Annotated in this window: 16 protein-coding genes; 6 read left to right on the forward strand and 10 right to left on the reverse strand. The window is 71.0% G+C overall.

Features of this window, described 5'->3' with window-relative positions:
• Nucleotides 1–114: 114 nt before the first annotated feature.
• The gene (locus ABD287_RS00830; RefSeq protein ID WP_344166754.1) at nucleotides 115–1,053 is read left to right on the forward strand and encodes a serine hydrolase; all 939 of its coding nucleotides are present in this window, start codon (nucleotides 115–117) and stop codon (nucleotides 1,051–1,053) included.
• Between the two features lie 28 nt (nucleotides 1,054–1,081).
• Here ABD287_RS00830 and ABD287_RS00835 read toward each other — a convergent pair whose 3' ends face one another.
• Together ABD287_RS00835 and ABD287_RS00840 are read right to left on the reverse strand one after the other, a co-directional pair.
• Complete coding sequence (locus ABD287_RS00835) at nucleotides 1,082–2,401, reverse strand: sensor histidine kinase (protein WP_344166756.1); 1,320 nt, start codon at nucleotides 2,399–2,401, stop codon at nucleotides 1,082–1,084.
• A gap of 23 nt (nucleotides 2,402–2,424) precedes the next feature.
• Nucleotides 2,425–3,279, reverse strand: a complete 855-nt coding sequence (locus tag ABD287_RS00840; protein ID WP_344166758.1) for a menaquinone biosynthetic enzyme MqnA/MqnD family protein — start codon at nucleotides 3,277–3,279, stop codon at nucleotides 2,425–2,427.
• A gap of 242 nt (nucleotides 3,280–3,521) precedes the next feature.
• On the opposite strand from ABD287_RS00840, the gene ABD287_RS00845 reads away from it, so the two are divergent.
• Nucleotides 3,522–4,601, forward strand: a complete 1,080-nt coding sequence (locus ABD287_RS00845; protein ID WP_344166760.1) for a cobalamin B12-binding domain-containing protein — start codon at nucleotides 3,522–3,524, stop codon at nucleotides 4,599–4,601.
• Here the strand turns inward: ABD287_RS00845 and ABD287_RS00850 are convergent.
• The 4 genes from ABD287_RS00850 to mqnE all read right to left on the reverse strand — a co-directional run bounded on the left by ABD287_RS00850 (nucleotide 4,578) and on the right by mqnE (nucleotide 8,672).
• Complete coding sequence (locus tag ABD287_RS00850; RefSeq protein ID WP_344166762.1) at nucleotides 4,578–6,638, reverse strand: HelD family protein; 2,061 nt, start codon at nucleotides 6,636–6,638, stop codon at nucleotides 4,578–4,580. The genes ABD287_RS00845 and ABD287_RS00850 overlap by 24 nt on opposite strands.
• 159 nt (nucleotides 6,639–6,797) lie before the next feature.
• Nucleotides 6,798–7,064 carry a DUF4229 domain-containing protein gene (locus tag ABD287_RS00855; protein ID WP_344166764.1) on the reverse strand — a complete coding sequence of 89 codons (267 nt, stop codon included), beginning with the start codon at nucleotides 7,062–7,064 and terminating at the stop codon, nucleotides 6,798–6,800.
• A gap of 7 nt (nucleotides 7,065–7,071) precedes the next feature.
• Nucleotides 7,072–7,506, reverse strand: a complete 435-nt coding sequence (locus ABD287_RS00860) for a hypothetical protein (RefSeq protein WP_344166766.1) — start codon at nucleotides 7,504–7,506, stop codon at nucleotides 7,072–7,074.
• Entirely contained in the window at nucleotides 7,503–8,672 is a 1,170-nt protein-coding gene (gene mqnE, locus ABD287_RS00865; protein WP_344167717.1) for an aminofutalosine synthase MqnE, read from the reverse strand. The genes ABD287_RS00860 and mqnE overlap by 4 nt, the downstream gene beginning before the upstream one ends.
• Nucleotides 8,673–9,151: 479 nt before the next feature.
• Between mqnE and ABD287_RS00870 the strand changes: the two genes are divergently transcribed.
• The 3 genes from ABD287_RS00870 (at nucleotide 9,152) to ABD287_RS00880 (ending at nucleotide 13,402) form a co-directional block, all read left to right on the forward strand.
• Entirely contained in the window at nucleotides 9,152–10,546 is a 1,395-nt protein-coding gene (locus tag ABD287_RS00870; protein ID WP_344166768.1) for a C40 family peptidase, read from the forward strand.
• 907 nt (nucleotides 10,547–11,453) lie between these two features.
• Nucleotides 11,454–11,861, forward strand: coding sequence for a hypothetical protein (locus ABD287_RS00875; protein ID WP_344166770.1), 408 nt, complete (start codon nucleotides 11,454–11,456; stop codon nucleotides 11,859–11,861).
• A gap of 332 nt (nucleotides 11,862–12,193) precedes the next feature.
• Nucleotides 12,194–13,402, forward strand: a complete 1,209-nt coding sequence (locus ABD287_RS00880; protein WP_344167720.1) for a DEAD/DEAH box helicase — start codon at nucleotides 12,194–12,196, stop codon at nucleotides 13,400–13,402.
• Nucleotides 13,403–13,475: 73 nt separating this feature from the next.
• Here ABD287_RS00880 and ABD287_RS00885 read toward each other — a convergent pair whose 3' ends face one another.
• Nucleotides 13,476–13,967: an Lrp/AsnC family transcriptional regulator gene (locus tag ABD287_RS00885; RefSeq protein ID WP_344166771.1), complete on the reverse strand. Its 492-nt coding sequence runs from the start codon at nucleotides 13,965–13,967 to the stop codon at nucleotides 13,476–13,478.
• Between the two features lie 238 nt (nucleotides 13,968–14,205).
• Here ABD287_RS00885 and ABD287_RS00890 point away from each other — a divergent pair, with 238 nt between their 5' ends.
• Nucleotides 14,206–14,424, forward strand: a complete 219-nt coding sequence (locus tag ABD287_RS00890; protein ID WP_344166773.1) for a BldC family transcriptional regulator — start codon at nucleotides 14,206–14,208, stop codon at nucleotides 14,422–14,424.
• 182 nt (nucleotides 14,425–14,606) lie between these two features.
• On the opposite strand, the gene ABD287_RS00895 is transcribed toward ABD287_RS00890, so the two are convergent.
• The 3 genes from ABD287_RS00895 to mqnP all read right to left on the reverse strand — a co-directional run bounded on the left by ABD287_RS00895 (nucleotide 14,607) and on the right by mqnP (nucleotide 17,180).
• A complete protein-coding gene (locus ABD287_RS00895) occupies nucleotides 14,607–15,311 on the reverse strand; it encodes a UbiX family flavin prenyltransferase (protein WP_344166775.1) in 705 nt (234 codons plus the stop codon).
• A gap of 81 nt (nucleotides 15,312–15,392) precedes the next feature.
• On the reverse strand, nucleotides 15,393–16,172 hold the full coding sequence (locus ABD287_RS00900; protein WP_344166777.1) for a hypothetical protein: 780 nt from the start codon (nucleotides 16,170–16,172) through the stop codon (nucleotides 15,393–15,395).
• A 114-nt stretch (nucleotides 16,173–16,286) separates the two neighbouring features.
• Nucleotides 16,287–17,180 carry a menaquinone biosynthesis prenyltransferase MqnP gene (mqnP, locus tag ABD287_RS00905; RefSeq protein WP_344166779.1) on the reverse strand — a complete coding sequence of 298 codons (894 nt, stop codon included), beginning with the start codon at nucleotides 17,178–17,180 and terminating at the stop codon, nucleotides 16,287–16,289.
• Nucleotides 17,181–17,199 lie beyond the last annotated feature (19 nt).

Genomic DNA, 17,199 nt, shown 5'->3' on the forward strand with positions numbered 1-17,199 from the left:
GCCAGACATCACGATCGAATCGCCCTACCCCCTCCCGGGCGCTGTCAGCCGGCGACGCGCCATGCGTAGACTTGAATTTCACTCTTCCCCCGTACTCCCCCGGAGCCTTCCTCCATGCATCGCCGCACCCGGTCGGCGTCCCGCGCCGCATCTCGGACCCCTCGCGTGGTCCTCTCCGGCGCGCTGCTGCTCACCGTGAGTCTGCTCGCCGTCGCCGGCATGCGGTTCATTCCGGGCGCTCCCTTGCAGGCCGCGCCCCGCTGGCTCGGCGGTGGGCAGTCGACCCCCGGGCAGGCCGCGCCGGGGCAGGCCGGCGAGGGCGCCGGACGTCCCACCGTGGCCCCGTCGCCGAGCCCGTCGCCGTTGGCTGTCCGGCCCGGCCCGGTGAAGATCACCGGGGCCCGGTTCGCCGAGTGGGCGTTGCTCGACCACCGCACCGGCGAGGTCTACGGATCGAAACGGATGAGCGCCACCAGCCATACCGCGTCCCTGGTCAAAGCGTGGATCGCCGCGGACTACCTACGCCGCGTCGACGAAGCCGGTCGCGAGCCCAGCGTCACACGGCTCCGCCAGCTGAGCACCATGATCCGCGACAGCGACAACGACACCGCGATCGAACTGTACGAGATCAACGGCGGCCTCAGCTCCGGCGAACGCATGATCGCCAGCTGCGGGATGACGGACAGCCGCAGCGACGCCAACTGGAGCCTCATCAGGCTCTCCCCTCGCGATGTCGCGCGCCTCGGCGGCTGCATCGCCGACGGCCGAGCCGCCGGCAGGGCGTGGACGTCCTGGCTGCTCCAGGAGATGCGCCTGGTCCGCGGCGTCGGGGATTTTGGAGTCCGTAAGGCGTTCCCGGCCAGCGCCAGGGAAACCATCGCCATCAAGAACGGCTGGGTCGTCCGCGACGACTCCGGCCTGTACGAGGTCAACTGTCTGGCGGTGGGCGACGGGTGGAGCGTCGGGGTGATGACCCGGTACCCCGCGGCGCTCGACTACACCCACGGCGCGGCGATCTGCCAGAGCGTCGGCGCCCAACTTCGCGTCCGCTGACCCTCCGCTGGCCCAGGATCGGGCCACGTCAGCCGCGCTCGTGCTGGTCGACGAGCGTGAAATGGATGGTGGTCCCACCGCCGGGGGTCTCGTCGGCCCGGATCTGGCCGCCGTGGCGCTCGACGATCCGCTGGCAGGTGGCCAACCCGATGCCGTGCCCGCCGACCTTGGTGTTGAGCCGGCTGAACATGGTGAAGATCCTGGCTCGGTCGTCGGCCGGGATGCCGGACCCGTTGTCGGCGACCGCGACCTCGCAACCGCCATCGACGCGACGGCCAACGATGGTGATCCGCGGCGGTCGATCCGGATCGCTGAACTTCACCGCGTTGGCGATGAGGTTTTGCAACAGCTGCCGTACCAGGACCGGGTCGCACAAGACCACCGGCAACTCGCCGACGACCTCGACCCTGGCGTCGACCACCGCCAGGCACGGTTGGACATCCTCGAGGACCATCCCGACCAGGTCGCCCAGGGACGTAGGGACCGCCCGCAGAACCGTGGCGCCGGCCTGCGCGTAGCCGAGCAGCGAGTTGATGAGTTCGTCCATCCGGTAGGTCGCGTTGCGCATGGTCGCGAGCCAACCCAGGGCGGGCGCGTCCAACCGGTCCCGGTACGAGTGGGCCATCTCCTCCAGGTAACCGCCGATCACCGCCAACGGCGCCTTGAGATCGTGGCTGGCCACGGCGGCGAAGGCCTGCAACTCCTCGTTCGAACGGCGCAGGTCGTTCACCGTGGCGTCGAGCTGGCGGGTGCGCAACGAGAGGTCCGCATGCACCTGTTGGAGCTCGGTGTGCGCGCGTGCCAGGGCCATCCGGGCCGCTTCAGCCTGGTCGGCCAGCTCCCGTTCGATCCGCGCCTGCCGGCGACGCTCGAACAGCGCGACCACGACCATCGCCAGGTCCTCCAGCCGGCCCCGCTGCTCCTGGTCCAGGTGCCCGGCGACGGCGTCGAACACGCACAGGGTCCCCAGCGCGTGTCCGGTCGGAGTGACCAGCGGCGCCGCGGCGTACAGTCGGACGGCGTCGATCCGACCGTCGACCCAGGGGTTGGCGGCGAAGCGCGGGTCAGCGCTGGCGTCGGGCGCGTGAACGAAGCCGCCGACAGCAAGGCTGATGGCGCACATCGACTCGGCGCGGGGCGAGTCCGCGCCCTGGAAACCGACGGTGGTGATCTGGCACTGGCGGGTCGCGTCGATGAGGTTGATCGTGGCGGTGGAAACGCCGGCGACGGCTGCGGCCGCCCGTAGCACCGCCTCCAGCTCGCGGTCGGCAGGCGCGTCGAGCAGCCCGTACTCATGTAGCTCGGCGATACGCGCGGGATCATCCAGAATTGTCACGGCTGGCGTCACACGCCAAGTGTGCCTCAGAAACGTCAGGGCACGGGGTCGTCTATGAAGCGCGGGCCGTTGGCCGGAAGCTGCGGCGCCTCTCCGGCGCGCGCGGCCCGGCGTGCGAACTCCCGCAGTCCAGCGACCTGACGGTCCCCGAGCGAGAAGTCGATCGCCCGGAAGTAGGCCGCCAGCGCGCCAGCGTCAAACTGCTCCCAGCGGGCGGCGGCCGCCGCGATCTCGTCGAGCGCTCCCAGCGACAGGTCCCGCGAGCGCAGGAACGCCTCGTGCACGTCCTTGACCAGACCCGGGTGCGCCACGGCGAACTCCCGCCGGACCGCCCAGACCGCGAAGACCATCGGCAGGCCGGTCCAGTCCCGCCACAGCTGACCCAGGTCGAGCACCTGGAGCCCGGCCGGGGCGTCGTGCCAGGCGCGCAACGCCACGTCTCCGATGAGGACGCCGGCGTCGGCTTCCAACATCATTTGCGTGAGGTCGGGCGGGCAACGGAAGTACGCGGGCCGGACGCCGTGCCGCTCAGCCAGCAGCATCTGGGCCAGCAGGACGCCGGTCCGCGAGGTGGAGCCGAGGGCGACCCGTGCGCCGTCGAGCTGGTCCAGGGGTCGGGACGTCACCAGGTTGACTGACAGCACCGGGCCGTCGCTGCCCACCGCTAGATCCGGCAACAGCAGCAGGTCGTCGGCGTTGCGCAGGTACTCCACCAGCGAGATGGGACCGATGTCCAGGTCGCCGGCGACGAGCGCGGCGTTGAGCTGGTCCGGGGAGTCCTTGTGAAGCTCGACGTCGATAAGCGCGCCGGAACGCATGAGACCCCAGTACAGGGGCAGACAGTTGAGGAACTGGATGTGACCGACCCGCGGCCGTTGGAGCCGGCTCATCCCGCCAACGGTAGTCGGACGCCGTCGTGGCCACCCGGTGACCCTTCCACCTGCGGCTCTGGTCGCCCGGCTTCGCTCGCGTCAGGACGCCGTCGTTTGCTACGTTGGAAGATGCCAAAAGGCATCAAAATGCCAGAAAACTCCGACCTTTGGCGCCCGGTAGGCAGAGGTCCGGTCCCGTCCCCCGCGCCAAGCACAGGCCCCGCAATGGCCCAGCTCGGCGGCCGATGGAAGGGGCGACCATGGCTCTCATCACCAATGACGACCAGCAGACCCTGCTGAGGCACCTCACCGAGCCCGACGAGGACGCGGCCCTCGGCCAGGTCCGGGGGTGCCTCGACGCGGGAATCCCACCGGAGCGGCTGCTGGTCGAGCTGGTCGCGCCGGCTCTGGCACGGGTCGGCGATCGGTGGCAACGCGACCAGCTGTCGGTGGCCGACGAGCATGTCGCCAGCTACATCAGCGAACGACTCCTCGCCGCCATCGTCGAACGTAACCACCCCACGCCCACCGGGCGTGGTGATCTCATCGTCGCCTGCGCGGAGGGCGAATGGCACGCCCTCCCGGCCAGGATCGTGAGCGATGTCCTGCGCCTGCGCGGCTGGCAGGTGCGGTTCCTCGGGGCCTGCGTGCCGGTCAGCGACATCGGCCCGTACCTTGCCGACGTACGGCCGGCCGGCGCCCTCTTCTCCGCCACCATGTCCAGCCGGCTCCCCGAAGTGCGACGGGCCGTGCAGGTATGCCACCACGCCGGGGTGCCGACGCTCGTCGGTGGCGCCGCCCTCGGCGCCGCCGGCCGGCTGACGTACCGGATCGGCGCTGACGCCTGGGCGCCGGACGCCCTGGCCGCCGCCGACCTCCTCGAAGAATGGCCACCCCCGCTCGCTCGCAAGCACATCGAGCCATCGGCGAACGACGAGCACGCCCGACTCAGCCGGGACCGCTGGCGCCTGGTGGACCAGGTCATCAAGATCCTCATCCAGCGGTACCCCGCGCTGCGTCGCTTCTCCCCCGAGCGGTTGGAGAACGCCATCGACGAGCTCGACCGGATCGTCGACTTCCTCACCAGCGCCGTCTGCCTCGACGACGACCACGTGTTCACCGAGTACGTCCAGTGGCTGGTGGAGGTATGCGTCACCCACCGCGAGCCCGTCGCCCTGGTGGAGCTGGCCCTGCAGGCGCTGACGGAGCAGCTCGGCGACCGTCCGCGCACCCAGCGCGTCCTCACCGCGGGCGTGACGGCCGCGCACACGACGCGCCACCGGACCGACGGTCCGTACACCTCACAGCTGGTGGGCTCAAACGGTCAACGCGACCGGTAACGGCTCGGTGTGCAGGATGCTCAGCCGGGACACCGCGCGGGTGAGGACAACATAGAGGCGGTGCAGTCCGCGCTCCTCCGCTCCGACGATGACAGCCGGCTCGACGACGACGACGTGGTCGTACTCCAGACCCTTCGCGACGGTCGCCGGCACCACCGCGAGCGGCCCACCGACCTCCACGCCGGGCGTCTCGCCAGCGGCCGTCAGGGCGTCACGGAGCCCGGCGGCCAGGGCGTCGGGGGCGATCACGCCGATCGACCCCGGCTGCTGCCCGGCCCGCCGCACCTCAGCCACGACGGCCGTGGTCAGGTCGTCGACGGCGGTGATGGTCAACTCGCCGTCGTGGCGCAGCGACACCCCGCCGGGAACGTTGACGCCGAGGAAGGGCAGGAGACGGTTCGCCAGCTCCACCACCACATGTGGGACTCGGAAACCGGTGGTCAACGGAACGATCCCGGCGTCCGGCTTGCCCAGATGGGCCATGGTGTCGGCCCAGTCCGCGGCGGCCCACGGGCTGGTGCCCTGGGCCAGGTCGCCGAGGACGGTGACCGAGCCGTGCGGGGTGCGTCGGGCGATCGCCCGGCACTGCATCGGCGACAGATCCTGGGCTTCGTCGAGGATGACGTGGCCGAGGCTCGCCGGCCGTTCGATCAGTCCGGCGAGCTCGTCGAGCAGCACCATGTCGGCGGCGCTCCACCTCGCCGACCTCGGGGTGCGGGCCGGCTTCGCCCAGACCAGCGCCGCCTGCTCCGCATCGGTGAGGAGGCCGCCGGCAGCCGCGGCCAGCCGGCGCGCGTCTGACAGCAGCTCCCACAACAGCCTCTCTGGCGTCGCCGCCGGCCAGCAGCCGTCGAGGAACTCGGCCACCGGCTTCGACCTGCCCATCCGGCGCTGCCACGCCTCGGTCGGCGACTCCCCGGCGCGGGACTCAGCCTGCAACTGCAGCAACGCGACAACCCGCGCCCGGACCCGGTCCCGTCCCAGCGCGTACGGCAGACCCTCCCGGCGGACGTCATCGACGATCCGGGCCAGCACCCCGGCGTCGACGCGCCACCGGTACGAGCCGTCGGAGACCTGGATCGGCCCCTCCGGCCGGGTCACCTTCGCCCACAACGCCCGGCGCAGCACCTCAGCCATCCGAGCGTCGTGCTTGATGACCTGCGATGTGGCGCCGTCCGCGCCGCGCGCCGGGCCACGGGCGATCACCTCGTCGATCGTGGACTGCGCGACCTCCAGCTCGCCCAGCGCCGGCAGCACGGCGGCGATGTACCCGAGGAACGCGGAGTTCGGGCCGACGATGAGCACACCCGAGCGCCGCAGGCGTTCCCGGTGCAGATACAGCAGAAACGCCGCCCGGTGCAGGCCCACGGCGGTTTTGCCGGTGCCGGGCGCTCCCTGGACACAGATGCTCACCTCCAACGGGGCCCGGACCAGCTCGTCCTGCTCGGGTTGGATCGTGGCGACGATGTCACGCATCGGCCCGACGCGAGGCCGCTCGATCTCCTCGGTGAGCAAGCGGCTCGCCGAGCCCAGCTCCTGTCCCAGGCTCAGCCGCTCGTCCTCGAAGCTGGTGAGCCGACCGTCGTTGAAACCGAACCGGCGACGCGTCGTCACGCCCAACCGGGCGGACGCGCTGGCCCGGTAGAACGTGCGCGACAGCGGCGCCCGCCAGTCCAGCACCATCGGCTCGCCAGCATCGTCGGACACATGCCGGCGGCCCACGTAGAACCTGCCCCTGACCACCTCGCCGTGCTCGGCGCCGGTGTCATCGGCGACGGTGGCGCCGTCAAGGTCGAGGCGACCGAAGAACAGCGGCGTGGTCTGACTGTCGGCCAGCTCCGCCACCCGGCGGGCCAGGGCGATGCCGAGCATCTCGGCGGCGAACGGGTCCCCGGCGACGGTGTGGCCGGCGGCGTACATCTGCTCGGCCCGCATCCGCATGGCGTGCAGCGCGGCGCGGGAGGCAGCGAGGTGGTCGCGCTCAGCGGTCAACTCAGTGTGGAGGTCCTGGGCCGGCGTGTGGGTGGGCTCGGTCATCGTGGGGCACCCCCGGGTCGTGACGTCGTGACCTGGGCCGATCACATTAGTGCTGGCGCACCCCCTGGAGCCAGCGAATTGCGCATGACCGGCACGGGCCCGCCACCCCGGTCGCCGACGTCGCCGCCACCGGCGTCGATCTTTTGAACCCTTTCGACACTATTTAGAGGCGTCGGCGGGAGCGTCCTCGCCGGCCAGCGCGGCGCGCAGTTTGGCCTTCTGCTCACGCCGTCGGTCGGCCGCGACCGCCCACTCCTCGGCGACCTGCTCCCGGAGCCGGCGCAGCACGAAGTACGACGCCGCCGCCGACACCAGAATCGCGATCATCAGCTTGACGAACAGGTCCAGCGGCAACGGCATCATCGCCGCGGCGATACCGACGAACAGCGCCAGCCTGGCCACTGTGTACTTCACCGAAGCGCTCACTGGCGGCTCACTCCTTCACCTCGGCGACCGGACCCGCCGCCAGCCTCACCCCGTGGAACCACAACGGCGCGTAGACAAGGGCGAAGGCGGCCGCGCCGAGCGCCCCGGACGCCAGCGGCGGCAGACCGTCCGCCAGCGCGACCACCACCAGGGAGGCGAGGAAAGCCACCGTCGCCGCGAGCAGCGCCACCGGCACCCGCGCCCAGCCGGACCACGTCCGGAACTCCTCCACGATGATCATCAAGGGGGCGACCACCGCCAGCCAACCCGACTCCTGGCCGAACCGGGCGCCGCCGAGGGCCTGGAAGGCGAGGTCGAGGACGATCAGGACGGCGGCGCCGGCGACTACCGCGGCCAGGAGCAACGCCGTGAGGTCAGTCAGGGCGACGATCCGTCGATGCTCATCCCGACGCGGGAACCTGGCTGTCGTGGGTTCGGTCACGCCCAGACCTGCTGGGGCTCGGAGCGACGCTGCGCCAACGGCGTGGGCTGGTCGTACTCGCGCACCACCTGGTAGCGGGTGTTGCGCTCGACCGGCTGGAAGCCGGCGTCCCAGATCAGTGTGAGCAGGTCCTCGCGTCCCATCGTGGCGGGAGTCCCGTACTCATCCGCATCGTGCGTGATCTTGTACTCGACGACCGAGCCGTCGAGGTCGTCGGCGCCGAAGTTGAGCGAGAGCTGGGCGACCGAGAGCCCGTGCATCACCCAGAAGCACTTGACGTGCGAAACATTGTCGAACATGAGACGGGAGACGGCGAAGGTCTTGAGCGACTCGGCCGGGGCGGCCATCGTCGTCCGGGCCTGGATCCGGTTGCGGATCTTGCCGTCCTGGGCGTCGTGGAAGTCGTGCTGGTAGCGCAGCGGGATGAAGACCGCGAATCCGCCGGTCTCGTCCTGGAGCTCGCGCAGCCGCATCACGTGGTCGACCCGGTGCCGGGGCTCCTCGATGTGTCCGTAGAGCATCGTCGCCGGCGTCCGCAGGCCCTTGCTGTGGGCGAGCCGGTGGATACGGGACCAGTCCTCCCAGTGGCAGGCATGGTCGACGATGTGCTGGCGAACCTCCCAGTCGAAGATCTCGGCGCCGCCGCCGGTCAACGATTCCAGGCCGGCGTCGATGAGCTCGTCGAGGATCTCGTCGGCGGAAAGGCCACTGATCTTCTCGAACCACTGGACCTCGGTGGCGGTGAACGCCTTGAGGGAGACGTTCGGCAGCGCGGCCTTCAGCTCGCGCAACACCTTCGGGTAGTACCGCCAGGGCAGGGTCGGGTGCAGGCCGTTGACGATGTGCAGCTCGGTGAGCTGCTCGTCCTCCATTTCCCTGGCCTTGCGGACGGCTTCCTCGATCCGCATCGTGTACGCGTCCTTCTCGCCCGGCTTGCGCTGGAATGAGCAGTAGGCGCAACTGGCGGAGCAGACGTTGGTGAGATTGAGGTGACGGTTGACGTTGAACATCACCCGCTCGCCGTTGAGCTCGGTGCGCCGGTGGTGGGCGAGACGGCCGAGCCAGGCCAGGTCGTCGCAGGCGTACAGGGCCTCGCCGTCGGAGCGCTCGAGCCGCTCGCCGGCGTAGACCTTCGCCTCGATCTCGCGCTTAAGACCCTGGTCCATCGCAGCGCCCCCCTGAGCATCGCCCGTCATGCCGTCCACCTTTCCTGACGCCCGCCGCTGGTCAGCCAGCGACCCCGCCTGATGGCGTCGGCCCGGCCGAGCCGGCGGTTCCACCATGACGCGTGCCGTCACCTGAGCCTACGTCGTACATCCGACGGCCCGACGACGCCGCCCCAGCCGTCGACTTTCCCGATATGTCGACTGGGGTTTTGCGCATTGTGCCACCGCGCCCAACCGTTACCTACCAATAGCTCGGGATTTGCAGCAATTGCCCGTGTCGACAGCGCAGGGGTTGGGCGGGTAATAGGTGAGGGGCGAAACAACCGCGCGGCCGGAAAAGCCACGGAGACGAATCAACCGGGGCTCTCCGCGCTCCTGTTGACATGCGTCGCACCACACCGGATCCCGGCAGGGAACCGGCGAGGGGGTCACGCCCGTCGATGCAGTGAGGACGGCGGACAACGGAGAGGGCATTGACGATGCGAACACCACGAGACCTGCGATGGTCTCTGGCGTGTAGCACGCTCGTTGGCGCCACCTTCTGGGCCGGTCTGGGCCTGGCGGCGCCGGCGGCGGCAGCCCAGAAACCACCCGCTCCGCCCAATGACGGCGCCCGCCCGGTGCCCAGCGGGCCCCTGCGACTTCCCGGCGGTCAGAGCGTCGGCGGCACGGCGGCGTCCGCTCCGACGATGGGCAAACTCGCGACCGACCTCGCCAGCCTCGGGGCCGAGGTCGGTCGGCTCGGCCAGGAGCTGCTCGCCGTGAAGCTGGAGCACGACGGCGCCGCCATCGAGCTCGCGCGGACCAGAGCCGAGCTGGCCCACGCCACCGCGACGCTGGAGCGCGTACGGCTGACGACCCAGGACGCCGTCAAGAGCGCCTACCGCAGCGCTGCCGCGATGCCCCTCGACGTTCTCGACGCTGACCTGAGCCAGCTGGGAGTGCTGCGCGGCCGGGGCGGCAACCCGTCGAGCGCCTCCGCGATGCTGGCCCGTGCCGAGCAGTCGGCGCAGGCAGCCAAGGATGCCGTCGGCGCCGCCGAGGCCAAACTCAAAGACGTCACACGACGACACGCCAAGCTGAAGAAGAGCTACGGCGCGCAGGAACGGCGGCTCCTTCGGCTGCGGCGCGAGAACGCCGGCGAGATCGCTACCGCCGATCGGGAACGGGACCGCTACGAGAAGTACCTCGGGGAGAAGTTCCAGAGCGAGGTAGACGGCCTTCGCCCGCACGCGAAGGCCGTCCGGGCCGCCAGGTTCGCGCTCCGTCAGGTCGGCGATCCGTACGTCTGGGCTGCCGAGGGCCCCAATGCATGGGACTGCTCGGGCCTCATGCTGAAGGCGTTCAGGTCGGTCGGCCATCGCCTCCCCCGGGTGGCGAAGGACCAGTACCAGGCCACCAAACACCAGACCGTCGACCGCGCCCAGCTACTGCCGGGAGATCTGATCTTCTACAGCCCCGGGGGACGGGCGGCGGGCGTCAGCCACGTCGCCCTGTACATCGGCCGGGGCCGGGTTGTCCATGCCCCGTCGCCCGGCGAGAGGGTCCGCGTGCAGCGGGTGTGGTGGTCGTCGTTCTTCGCCGCGACCCGGATCTTCCCGGGGGAGGTCGTCGACGAGAAACCCGGACCGCTACCGCTGCCACCCGGCCCACCAGACCGCCCACCCTCGGATACCGATCCGGATCCGACGCCGACCCCCACGCCGACGCCGACGCCGACGGCCACGGCTACGTCGCAACCGCCGCCCAGCGCTACCGCGAGCCCGCAGGCCACCGTCACGCCACCGGCATCGCGGCAGCCTGCGGTGTCAGCCTCCCCGACGCCGCAGGTTCCGGCGCCGAGCGGTTCAGGCGCTGGAGTGTCCGCCTGGTGACGCTCAGCGAGGCCCCCGATAGCGGCAATCCTCTGGCGCCCCGACCACAGTGGCGCTCGCCATGGCACGGTAGAACTTCAGCAACAGTGGTCGATGACGTCCACGATGGCGTCGCGAGCCCACAGGAGGGCGCATGAAGCAGCCGGAGCCAGCAGCGACCTCAGGTGGGATCGACACCCTCGACGCGGCAGGAACAGGCGCGCCAGCGCCGGCCACGGCCGCCGCGCCGGCCACGGCCCCGACGCCGTCCGCGGCAGACCAACCGCCCGCTGCGGGCCAATCCGCCGCGGCATCGCCTGTCGAGGCTGCCAAGCCTGCCGCGCCGCGCAAGCGCGCCGCGGCGCGCAAGACCGCCGAGCAACGGACGCCGACCACGGCCCCGAAACGAACGCGGCAGCCGAAGGGCGTCGCGGCGGCGAAGTCCGCGACGATCGCCGAGCCATCCGAGCCGGCCAAGCCAGCGCGCCCGGCTAAACCGGCGCGCCCAGCCAAACCTTCGCGCCCCACCGAGCCGCCGCGGCCGGTGGAACCGCCGCGCCCCGCCGAGCCACCGAAACCCGCTGAACCGCCGCGCCCCGCCGAGCCACCGAAACCCGCTGAACCGCCGCGCCCCGCCGAGCCGCCCAAACCCGCTGAACCGCCGCGCCCCGCCGAGCCGCCCAAACCCGCTGAACCGCCGCGGCGTCCAGAGCCGGCGCCGACGCCGGAGCCGCCGTTCCCGAGCCCGACGCCTCCGCCCGGGCCCGGGCCGGCCCCTGAGCCATCGCCGGGGCCGGCGCCGGGACCACCCACGCCGCCGGTCCCGGGACCGCCGACACCCCCGCCCGCGCCGCCGCCAGCGCCCGCGCCGCCGAGCCCGGGCCCGTCTCCCGTTCCTCCGGGCCCTGGCCCGTCTCCGATCCCGCCGATGCCTGGACCGGCGCCGCCGTTCCCGCCTCCGCCGGCGATGGGCGTGGCTTCGCCGACCCGGGGCAAGACGTACCGCGGCGGGTCATACGTCGGGGCCGCGGGCGTGCCGCGGGCCGTTCCCGGGGCCGTTCCACAGGCAGCGCCACCCTCGGTGCCACAGGCAGCGCCACGGGCTGGCACGGTCTTTCGGGCGGCGGGCAGCCCGGAGAGCACCGGCTCGCTCACCGGGCACATCCTGGCCCACGGGCGGATGGACGCGCCGACGCCACAGACCCAGCAGAGCACCCGGAAGGTGATGATTGTCGGGGCCAGCATGCTCGGCGGCATGATCGTCGTCGGAGTGATCGCGGGCCTGTTGGCCGGCAGCCAGATCGCCGAGTTGATCAACAGTATTCTTTACGGTTAGGCGAGAACGTCAGTCAACCCGTACAATCGGGAGGTTGACCAACTTTCGCGCCCCGGCTGACTGTGATTTGGCCCTGACCGGGGCGCTGCCATGGGCGTGCTGCGGGCAAGTAGCGACGAACACCATCGGGCCGGTACCTGACCGGACGGGGATGTCGCGGGGCCTTTCGCTGAGATCGCGCCCCACCGTGAGAGGTACCTGTGTCGCTGACCGCTGACCCCAGCACGTTCCCCCCCGTCCTCACCCCCACCTCCGAACAACTCGGCGCGCCGGCGCCGGCAGCGCCGGCCGTCGCGCCGACGACCTTCGCCGAGCTCGGCGTCCCCGACGCCCTGGTCACCGCGTTGGCCGAGAGTGGTATCACCGAACCGTTCCCGATCCAGGCGGCGACCGTCCCGGACGCTCTGGGCGGCCGCGACATCCTCGGCCGGGGTCAGACCGGCTCAGGCAAGACGCTCGCTTTCGGCCTGCCGATGCTCGGCCGGTTGATGAGCTTCGGCCGGCCGGCGCCGCGTCAGCCGCTGGGACTGATCCTCGTCCCCACCCGTGAGCTGGCCTTCCAGGTCGCTGACACGCTGCGGCCGCTGGCCCGGGCCGCCGGCCTGTTCGTGACCACCGCCATCGGCGGCGTCCCGTACGACCGGCAGATCGAGTCGCTTGATCGTGGTGTGCACCTCATGGTGGCCACGCCGGGCCGGCTCGGCGACCTCATCAAGCGCGGTGTCTGCAAACTCGACGCGATCGAGGTCACCGTCCTGGACGAGGCTGACCAGATGGCTGACATGGGATTCCTGCCCGAGGTCACCGCTCTGCTGGAGCAGACGCCGCAGATAAGCCAGCGGCTGCTGTTCTCGGCCACCCTCGACTCGGACGTCGACCAGCTGGTCAAGCGCTTCCTTGTCGACCCGGTCACGCACTCGGTCTCGCCGAGCACCGCGGCCGTCGACACGATGGAGCACCACATGTTGCTCATCCCGCCGCGGGAGAAGTTCCCGGTGACGGCGGCGATCGCCGCCCGCAGCGGCCGGACGATTCTTTTCGCACGTACCCAGGCGGCCGTCGACCGGCTCGTCGACCAGCTTGCCGAGGTCGGCGTGCGGGCAGCCGGCCTGCACGGCGGCAAGACCCAGGCGGTGCGGACGCGGACGCTGGCCCAGTTCAAGGAGGGCCGGATGAGCGTGCTGGTGGCCACCGACGTGGCGGCCCGCGGCATCCACGTCGATGGGGTGACTTTAGTCCTGCACGTCGACCCGCCGCGGGACCCGAAGGACTACCTGCACCGGGCCGGTCGGACCGCCCGCGCGGGCGAGTCCGGCTCCGTGGCGACGCTGGTGCTGCCCAAGCAGCGGCAGTCGACGTTGAAGATGATGACCCAGGCTGGCGTCGAGCCCGCCCAGACGAGGGTCCGCCCGGGCGACGACGCCCTGGCCGAGATCACCGGCGCTCAGGAGCCTTCGGGCGAGCCGGTGAAGGTGGAGACCTTCGAGGAGCGGCAGCGTCCGGGCCGCCGTCCGACATACCGGCGCTCATTCCGCCACTGACCTGTTTTTGGACGATGGCACGTTGAGCTTGACGGTGGCGCGGGGTTGACACCCCGCGCCACCGCTGCGTCGGCTAGTCGTCGTCCTTGCGGCCTGCCCGGTCCAGCGACACGTCGGGCGGGCCGGCCGGTGGCGGACGGTGCTCCCACTTGGTCGACAAGGCGATGACGGTGCGGGTCGAGGCGACCCCCGGGACGCGGTTGATCCGACCGATGAGCTGCTCCAGGTCGGCGATGGTGCCGACCCTGGCCACCAGTTGGAACGCCTCGGCGCCGGCGACGTAGTAGCAGGATTCGATTTCGGTGAGGGCGCGCAGTTCCTCGGCCATGTCGTCGATCTCGTGCCCGGTTACCTGGATGACGCCGATCATGGCGGTGACGCCAAGGCCGACGGCCTCAAGCGCGATGTCAGCCCGGTACGCCTTGATGACGCCGCTGGCCTCAAGTTTGCCCACCCGGTCGTGCACCGACGGCGCTGACAGCCCTACTTTCCGGGCGAGCTCGGCGTACGAGAGCCGGGCGTTGTCCCGCAGCATTCCGATGAGCAGGCGATCGATGTGGTCCACGTCTGGTGACCATAGTCGCCCTTTGCCGCGCATGGGACAGCAGGCGACGCAGGTCGCAGAGCCTCGCAATGTTCGCAAATCTTAGTGGTCTACAGGACAAGAAATACGTTTTCCTTGTTTGTCGGACATCTCCTAATGGCGGTGCTCTAATAGGCGTACATCCCTATGAAGAGGCCCGTGCCGTCACACGGACGAAGGAACTTGGCCGGGGATACCTCACCGACGCGAGGAGGGATTCGTGGACACAGGAGATCGTCTGCTGACACCGGGCGAGGTGGCCGCGCTGTTCCGCGTCGATCCGAAAACGGTGACGCGGTGGGCGGCGGCCGGGCGGATCGGCAGCATCCGCACGCCCGGCGGCCACCGCCGCTTCCGCGAGTCAGAAGTGCGGGCCCTGCTCGAAGGAGAAGCGGACTTCGACGAGATGGGCGACTTCACCGCGCCCAACTTCAGCTGAACTCGACAACAGACCGCGGGCTGGACCGACCCACGGCGCCAGCCTTCCGCACGACCACCGCTGAGCCGACGCGGCAGCCAACGGCGTCGCCCAGCGCGGCGGGGCCACGCCGACCCGGCCCCGCCACCGCACGCCGCCGGAGCCGCCGAGCACCCGGCGGCGCTGCGCTGCGGGCCGGCGGATCAGACAGGCGCCGCGCCGCCGCCGGGCTGGCCCGAGCCGAGCTGGCCCGACCAGCGACGGAACAGATCATGCGGAACGCCCAACGCGTCCAGGGCCTTGCCAGCGACGAAGTCGACGAGCTGACCGGCGCTCGCCCCCGCCCCCGCGCCGTAGAAACCGGGGCTCGCCGGCAGCACCACCGCCCCGGCGTCGATGAGCGCGACGAGGTGCTCCAGGTGACTACGGGTCACCGGCGTCTCCCGGGGCACGACCACCATCGGACGTCGCTCCTTGAGATTCACCTCCGCGGCACGCTGGAGCAGATCCTTCGACAGCCCGATGGCGATGCCCGCGCAGGCAGCCGTGCTCGCCGGGATCACCGCCATCCCGCGCGCCGGATAGGAGCCGCTGCTCGGCCCGGCCGCCAGGTCCCCCGCCGGCCAGTACCGCAGATCGGCGGCGGACAGCTCCCGACCGAGCCAGGACGACAGATCCTCACGCCAGCGCGCGTCACGCAGCGACATGCCGGTCTCGTCGAGCAGCGTCAGCCGGGCCGCCCGCGACACCACGAGATCGACAGGATGGCCGGCGTCGAGCAGGCCGCGCAGGAACGCCGCGGCGTACGGGGTGCCCGACGCCCCGGAGACCCCGACAATCCACGGCCGTCGCGTCGGCTCGCCCGCGCCGGATCCGGGGCGGGCGCCGTGGCCCTCACGCTGGTCCATGCCATCAAGGATGGCCTACCGGGGGCTGGTCAGGACAGCCGGGTGAACGCCGTCAGCATCAGGCTCGGACGCGGCAGGGCCTCAGGTACGGACCCGGAAGGAACGGAAGAAGAAGTTGGCGTTGTCGCCACGGACGCCGGTCCGGCCGGCCTTGGTGATCGCGGCGCAGCCGATGCCGTTGTCGGTGGCGATGCTCACCCGACGGCCGGCCACCCACACGGCCAGGTTCACCGCGCCGTCCCCGCGGGTCACCGCGGACGCCTGCACGAACCGCCACTTGTTAGTCGGAATGCGGTAGCCGCCGGTGCTGGCCAGCGTGTAGTAGGTGCCGCCGTTGCTGCCCCCGCCCCGGCACTTCTTCTTGATCACGACGGCGCCGTCACGGCGGGCGACCGTCGCGTAGTACAGGCTCTCCTCGCTCTGGTAGCGCAGGAAGAGGTGCACGCCGTCCCACGCGACCGCGGGCGTCGATGACGTCGCAGTGAGGCCGGAGATGTTGAGCGACATCCCCACGGTCACGTTCCGGAACGACGCGTTCCGCGTGATCATGCGGAAGACGGCCGAGTTCGTGCCGTTCGTCGACCGGGCGTCCGGCGCCTTGTTGTCAGGGCGGCCGGTCCAGAACGCGGGCCCGCCGGCGACCTTACGGGAGAACAACGAGCCGCTGTTCATGAGCCAGTACGGCGAGTGCAACGAGTTCCGCGACGTCGGGTTCCAGTACGCGTACTCGTTGGTGACCATGCCGTTGCGGTTCGCGGCGTTGACCGCCCAGGAGCCCGCCTGCGCCGGCGTGCCGCCGGCGATGACGGTCGCGGCCAACGCCGCCCCGCCCAGGATGGTCGCCACTGTCCTCTTTGCCACACGCAGGCTCCGCACAGACCCTCCCCCGTCGCGCCGCGGATTTCGCGGCGACCAGGGCAGTCCATGCCAGCGGAGGAGCGGCGCCGGTCCGCCCGGGTTGCGCCCGGGTTGCGGTCAGGCGCGCAGGCCGCCGCGGATGACGAGGTCGGCGAGGGCGAACGCGAACAGGGCGATCCCGACGAACCCGTTCGCGGTGAAGAACGCGCGGTTGACCCGGCTCAGGTCCGAGGGAGTCACCACCACATGTTGGTACACGAAGGCGACCGCGGCGACGGCCAGCCCCAACCACCACCACCATCCGAACCCGACCAGCTCGCCGAACCACACGAACAACGCGAACGTCGCCACATGCGCCACCGTCGAGGCGTGCAGCGCGAACCGCTTTCCGAACCTCGCCGGCACGCTCCGCACCCCGATCGTCCGGTCCACCTCGGCATCCTGGCAGGCGTAGATGAGGTCGAAACCGCCGATCCACAGGCCGACCGCCATGCCCAGCACCCAGGCCGGTCCCGACCCGGCGAACGCGCCGGCGAAGGCGCCGGTGACCGCCAGCCACGCCCCGACCGGGGCGACGAGCTGCGCCAGGCCCAGGATGGCGTGCGGCCAGTCGGTGAACCGCTTGCCGTACGGGTAGAGCACCAGCGGGACGACCGCCAGCGGCGCCAACGCCAGACACAGCGGGTTGAGCGCCGCCGCCGCGGCCAGCAGGACGACCAGTGACACCGCCGCGCCCATCCACGCGGTCCGGACGCTCACCGCTCCGGTGACCAGCTCCCGGTTCGCCGTCCGCGGGTTCCGGGCGTCGATGTGCCGGTCGATGATGCGATTCGCCGCCATCGCGAACGTCCGACCGCCGACCATCGCGGCGGTGACCAGCGCCAGCACGTCCCAGCGCACCTGGCCGCCGAAGCGAGCCATGGCCGCCAGCGCCGCGAGGTACGCGAACGGCAACGCGAATACCGAATGTTCGATCGCCACCAACCGCAGAAACGCCTTCACCGGAGCCATGTCGGCCAGTCTCCCGCAC

The sequence above is a fragment of the Pilimelia columellifera subsp. columellifera genome, assembly GCF_039532605.1.
GTDB lineage: Bacteria > Actinomycetota > Actinomycetes > Mycobacteriales > Micromonosporaceae > Pilimelia > Pilimelia columellifera.

Bases quoted from the DNA above. Each gene is read 5' to 3' on its own strand.
- ABD287_RS00870 (WP_344166768.1), top strand. From the start codon at position 9,152: ATGCGAACACCACGAGACCTGCGATGGTCTCTGGCGTGTAGCACGCTC.
- ABD287_RS00840 (WP_344166758.1), bottom strand. From the start codon at position 3,279: ATGAGCCGGCTCCAACGGCCGCGGGTCGGTCACATCCAGTTCCTCAAC.
- ABD287_RS00850 (WP_344166762.1), bottom strand. From the start codon at position 6,638: ATGACCGAGCCCACCCACACGCCGGCCCAGGACCTCCACACTGAGTTG.
- ABD287_RS00830 (WP_344166754.1), top strand. From the start codon at position 115: ATGCATCGCCGCACCCGGTCGGCGTCCCGCGCCGCATCTCGGACCCCT.
- mqnP (WP_344166779.1), bottom strand. From the start codon at position 17,180: ATGGCTCCGGTGAAGGCGTTTCTGCGGTTGGTGGCGATCGAACATTCG.
- ABD287_RS00875 (WP_344166770.1), top strand. From the start codon at position 11,454: ATGCCTGGACCGGCGCCGCCGTTCCCGCCTCCGCCGGCGATGGGCGTG.
- ABD287_RS00845 (WP_344166760.1), top strand. From the start codon at position 3,522: ATGGCTCTCATCACCAATGACGACCAGCAGACCCTGCTGAGGCACCTC.
- ABD287_RS00895 (WP_344166775.1), bottom strand. From the start codon at position 15,311: ATGGACCAGCGTGAGGGCCACGGCGCCCGCCCCGGATCCGGCGCGGGC.
- mqnE (WP_344167717.1), bottom strand. From the start codon at position 8,672: ATGGACCAGGGTCTTAAGCGCGAGATCGAGGCGAAGGTCTACGCCGGC.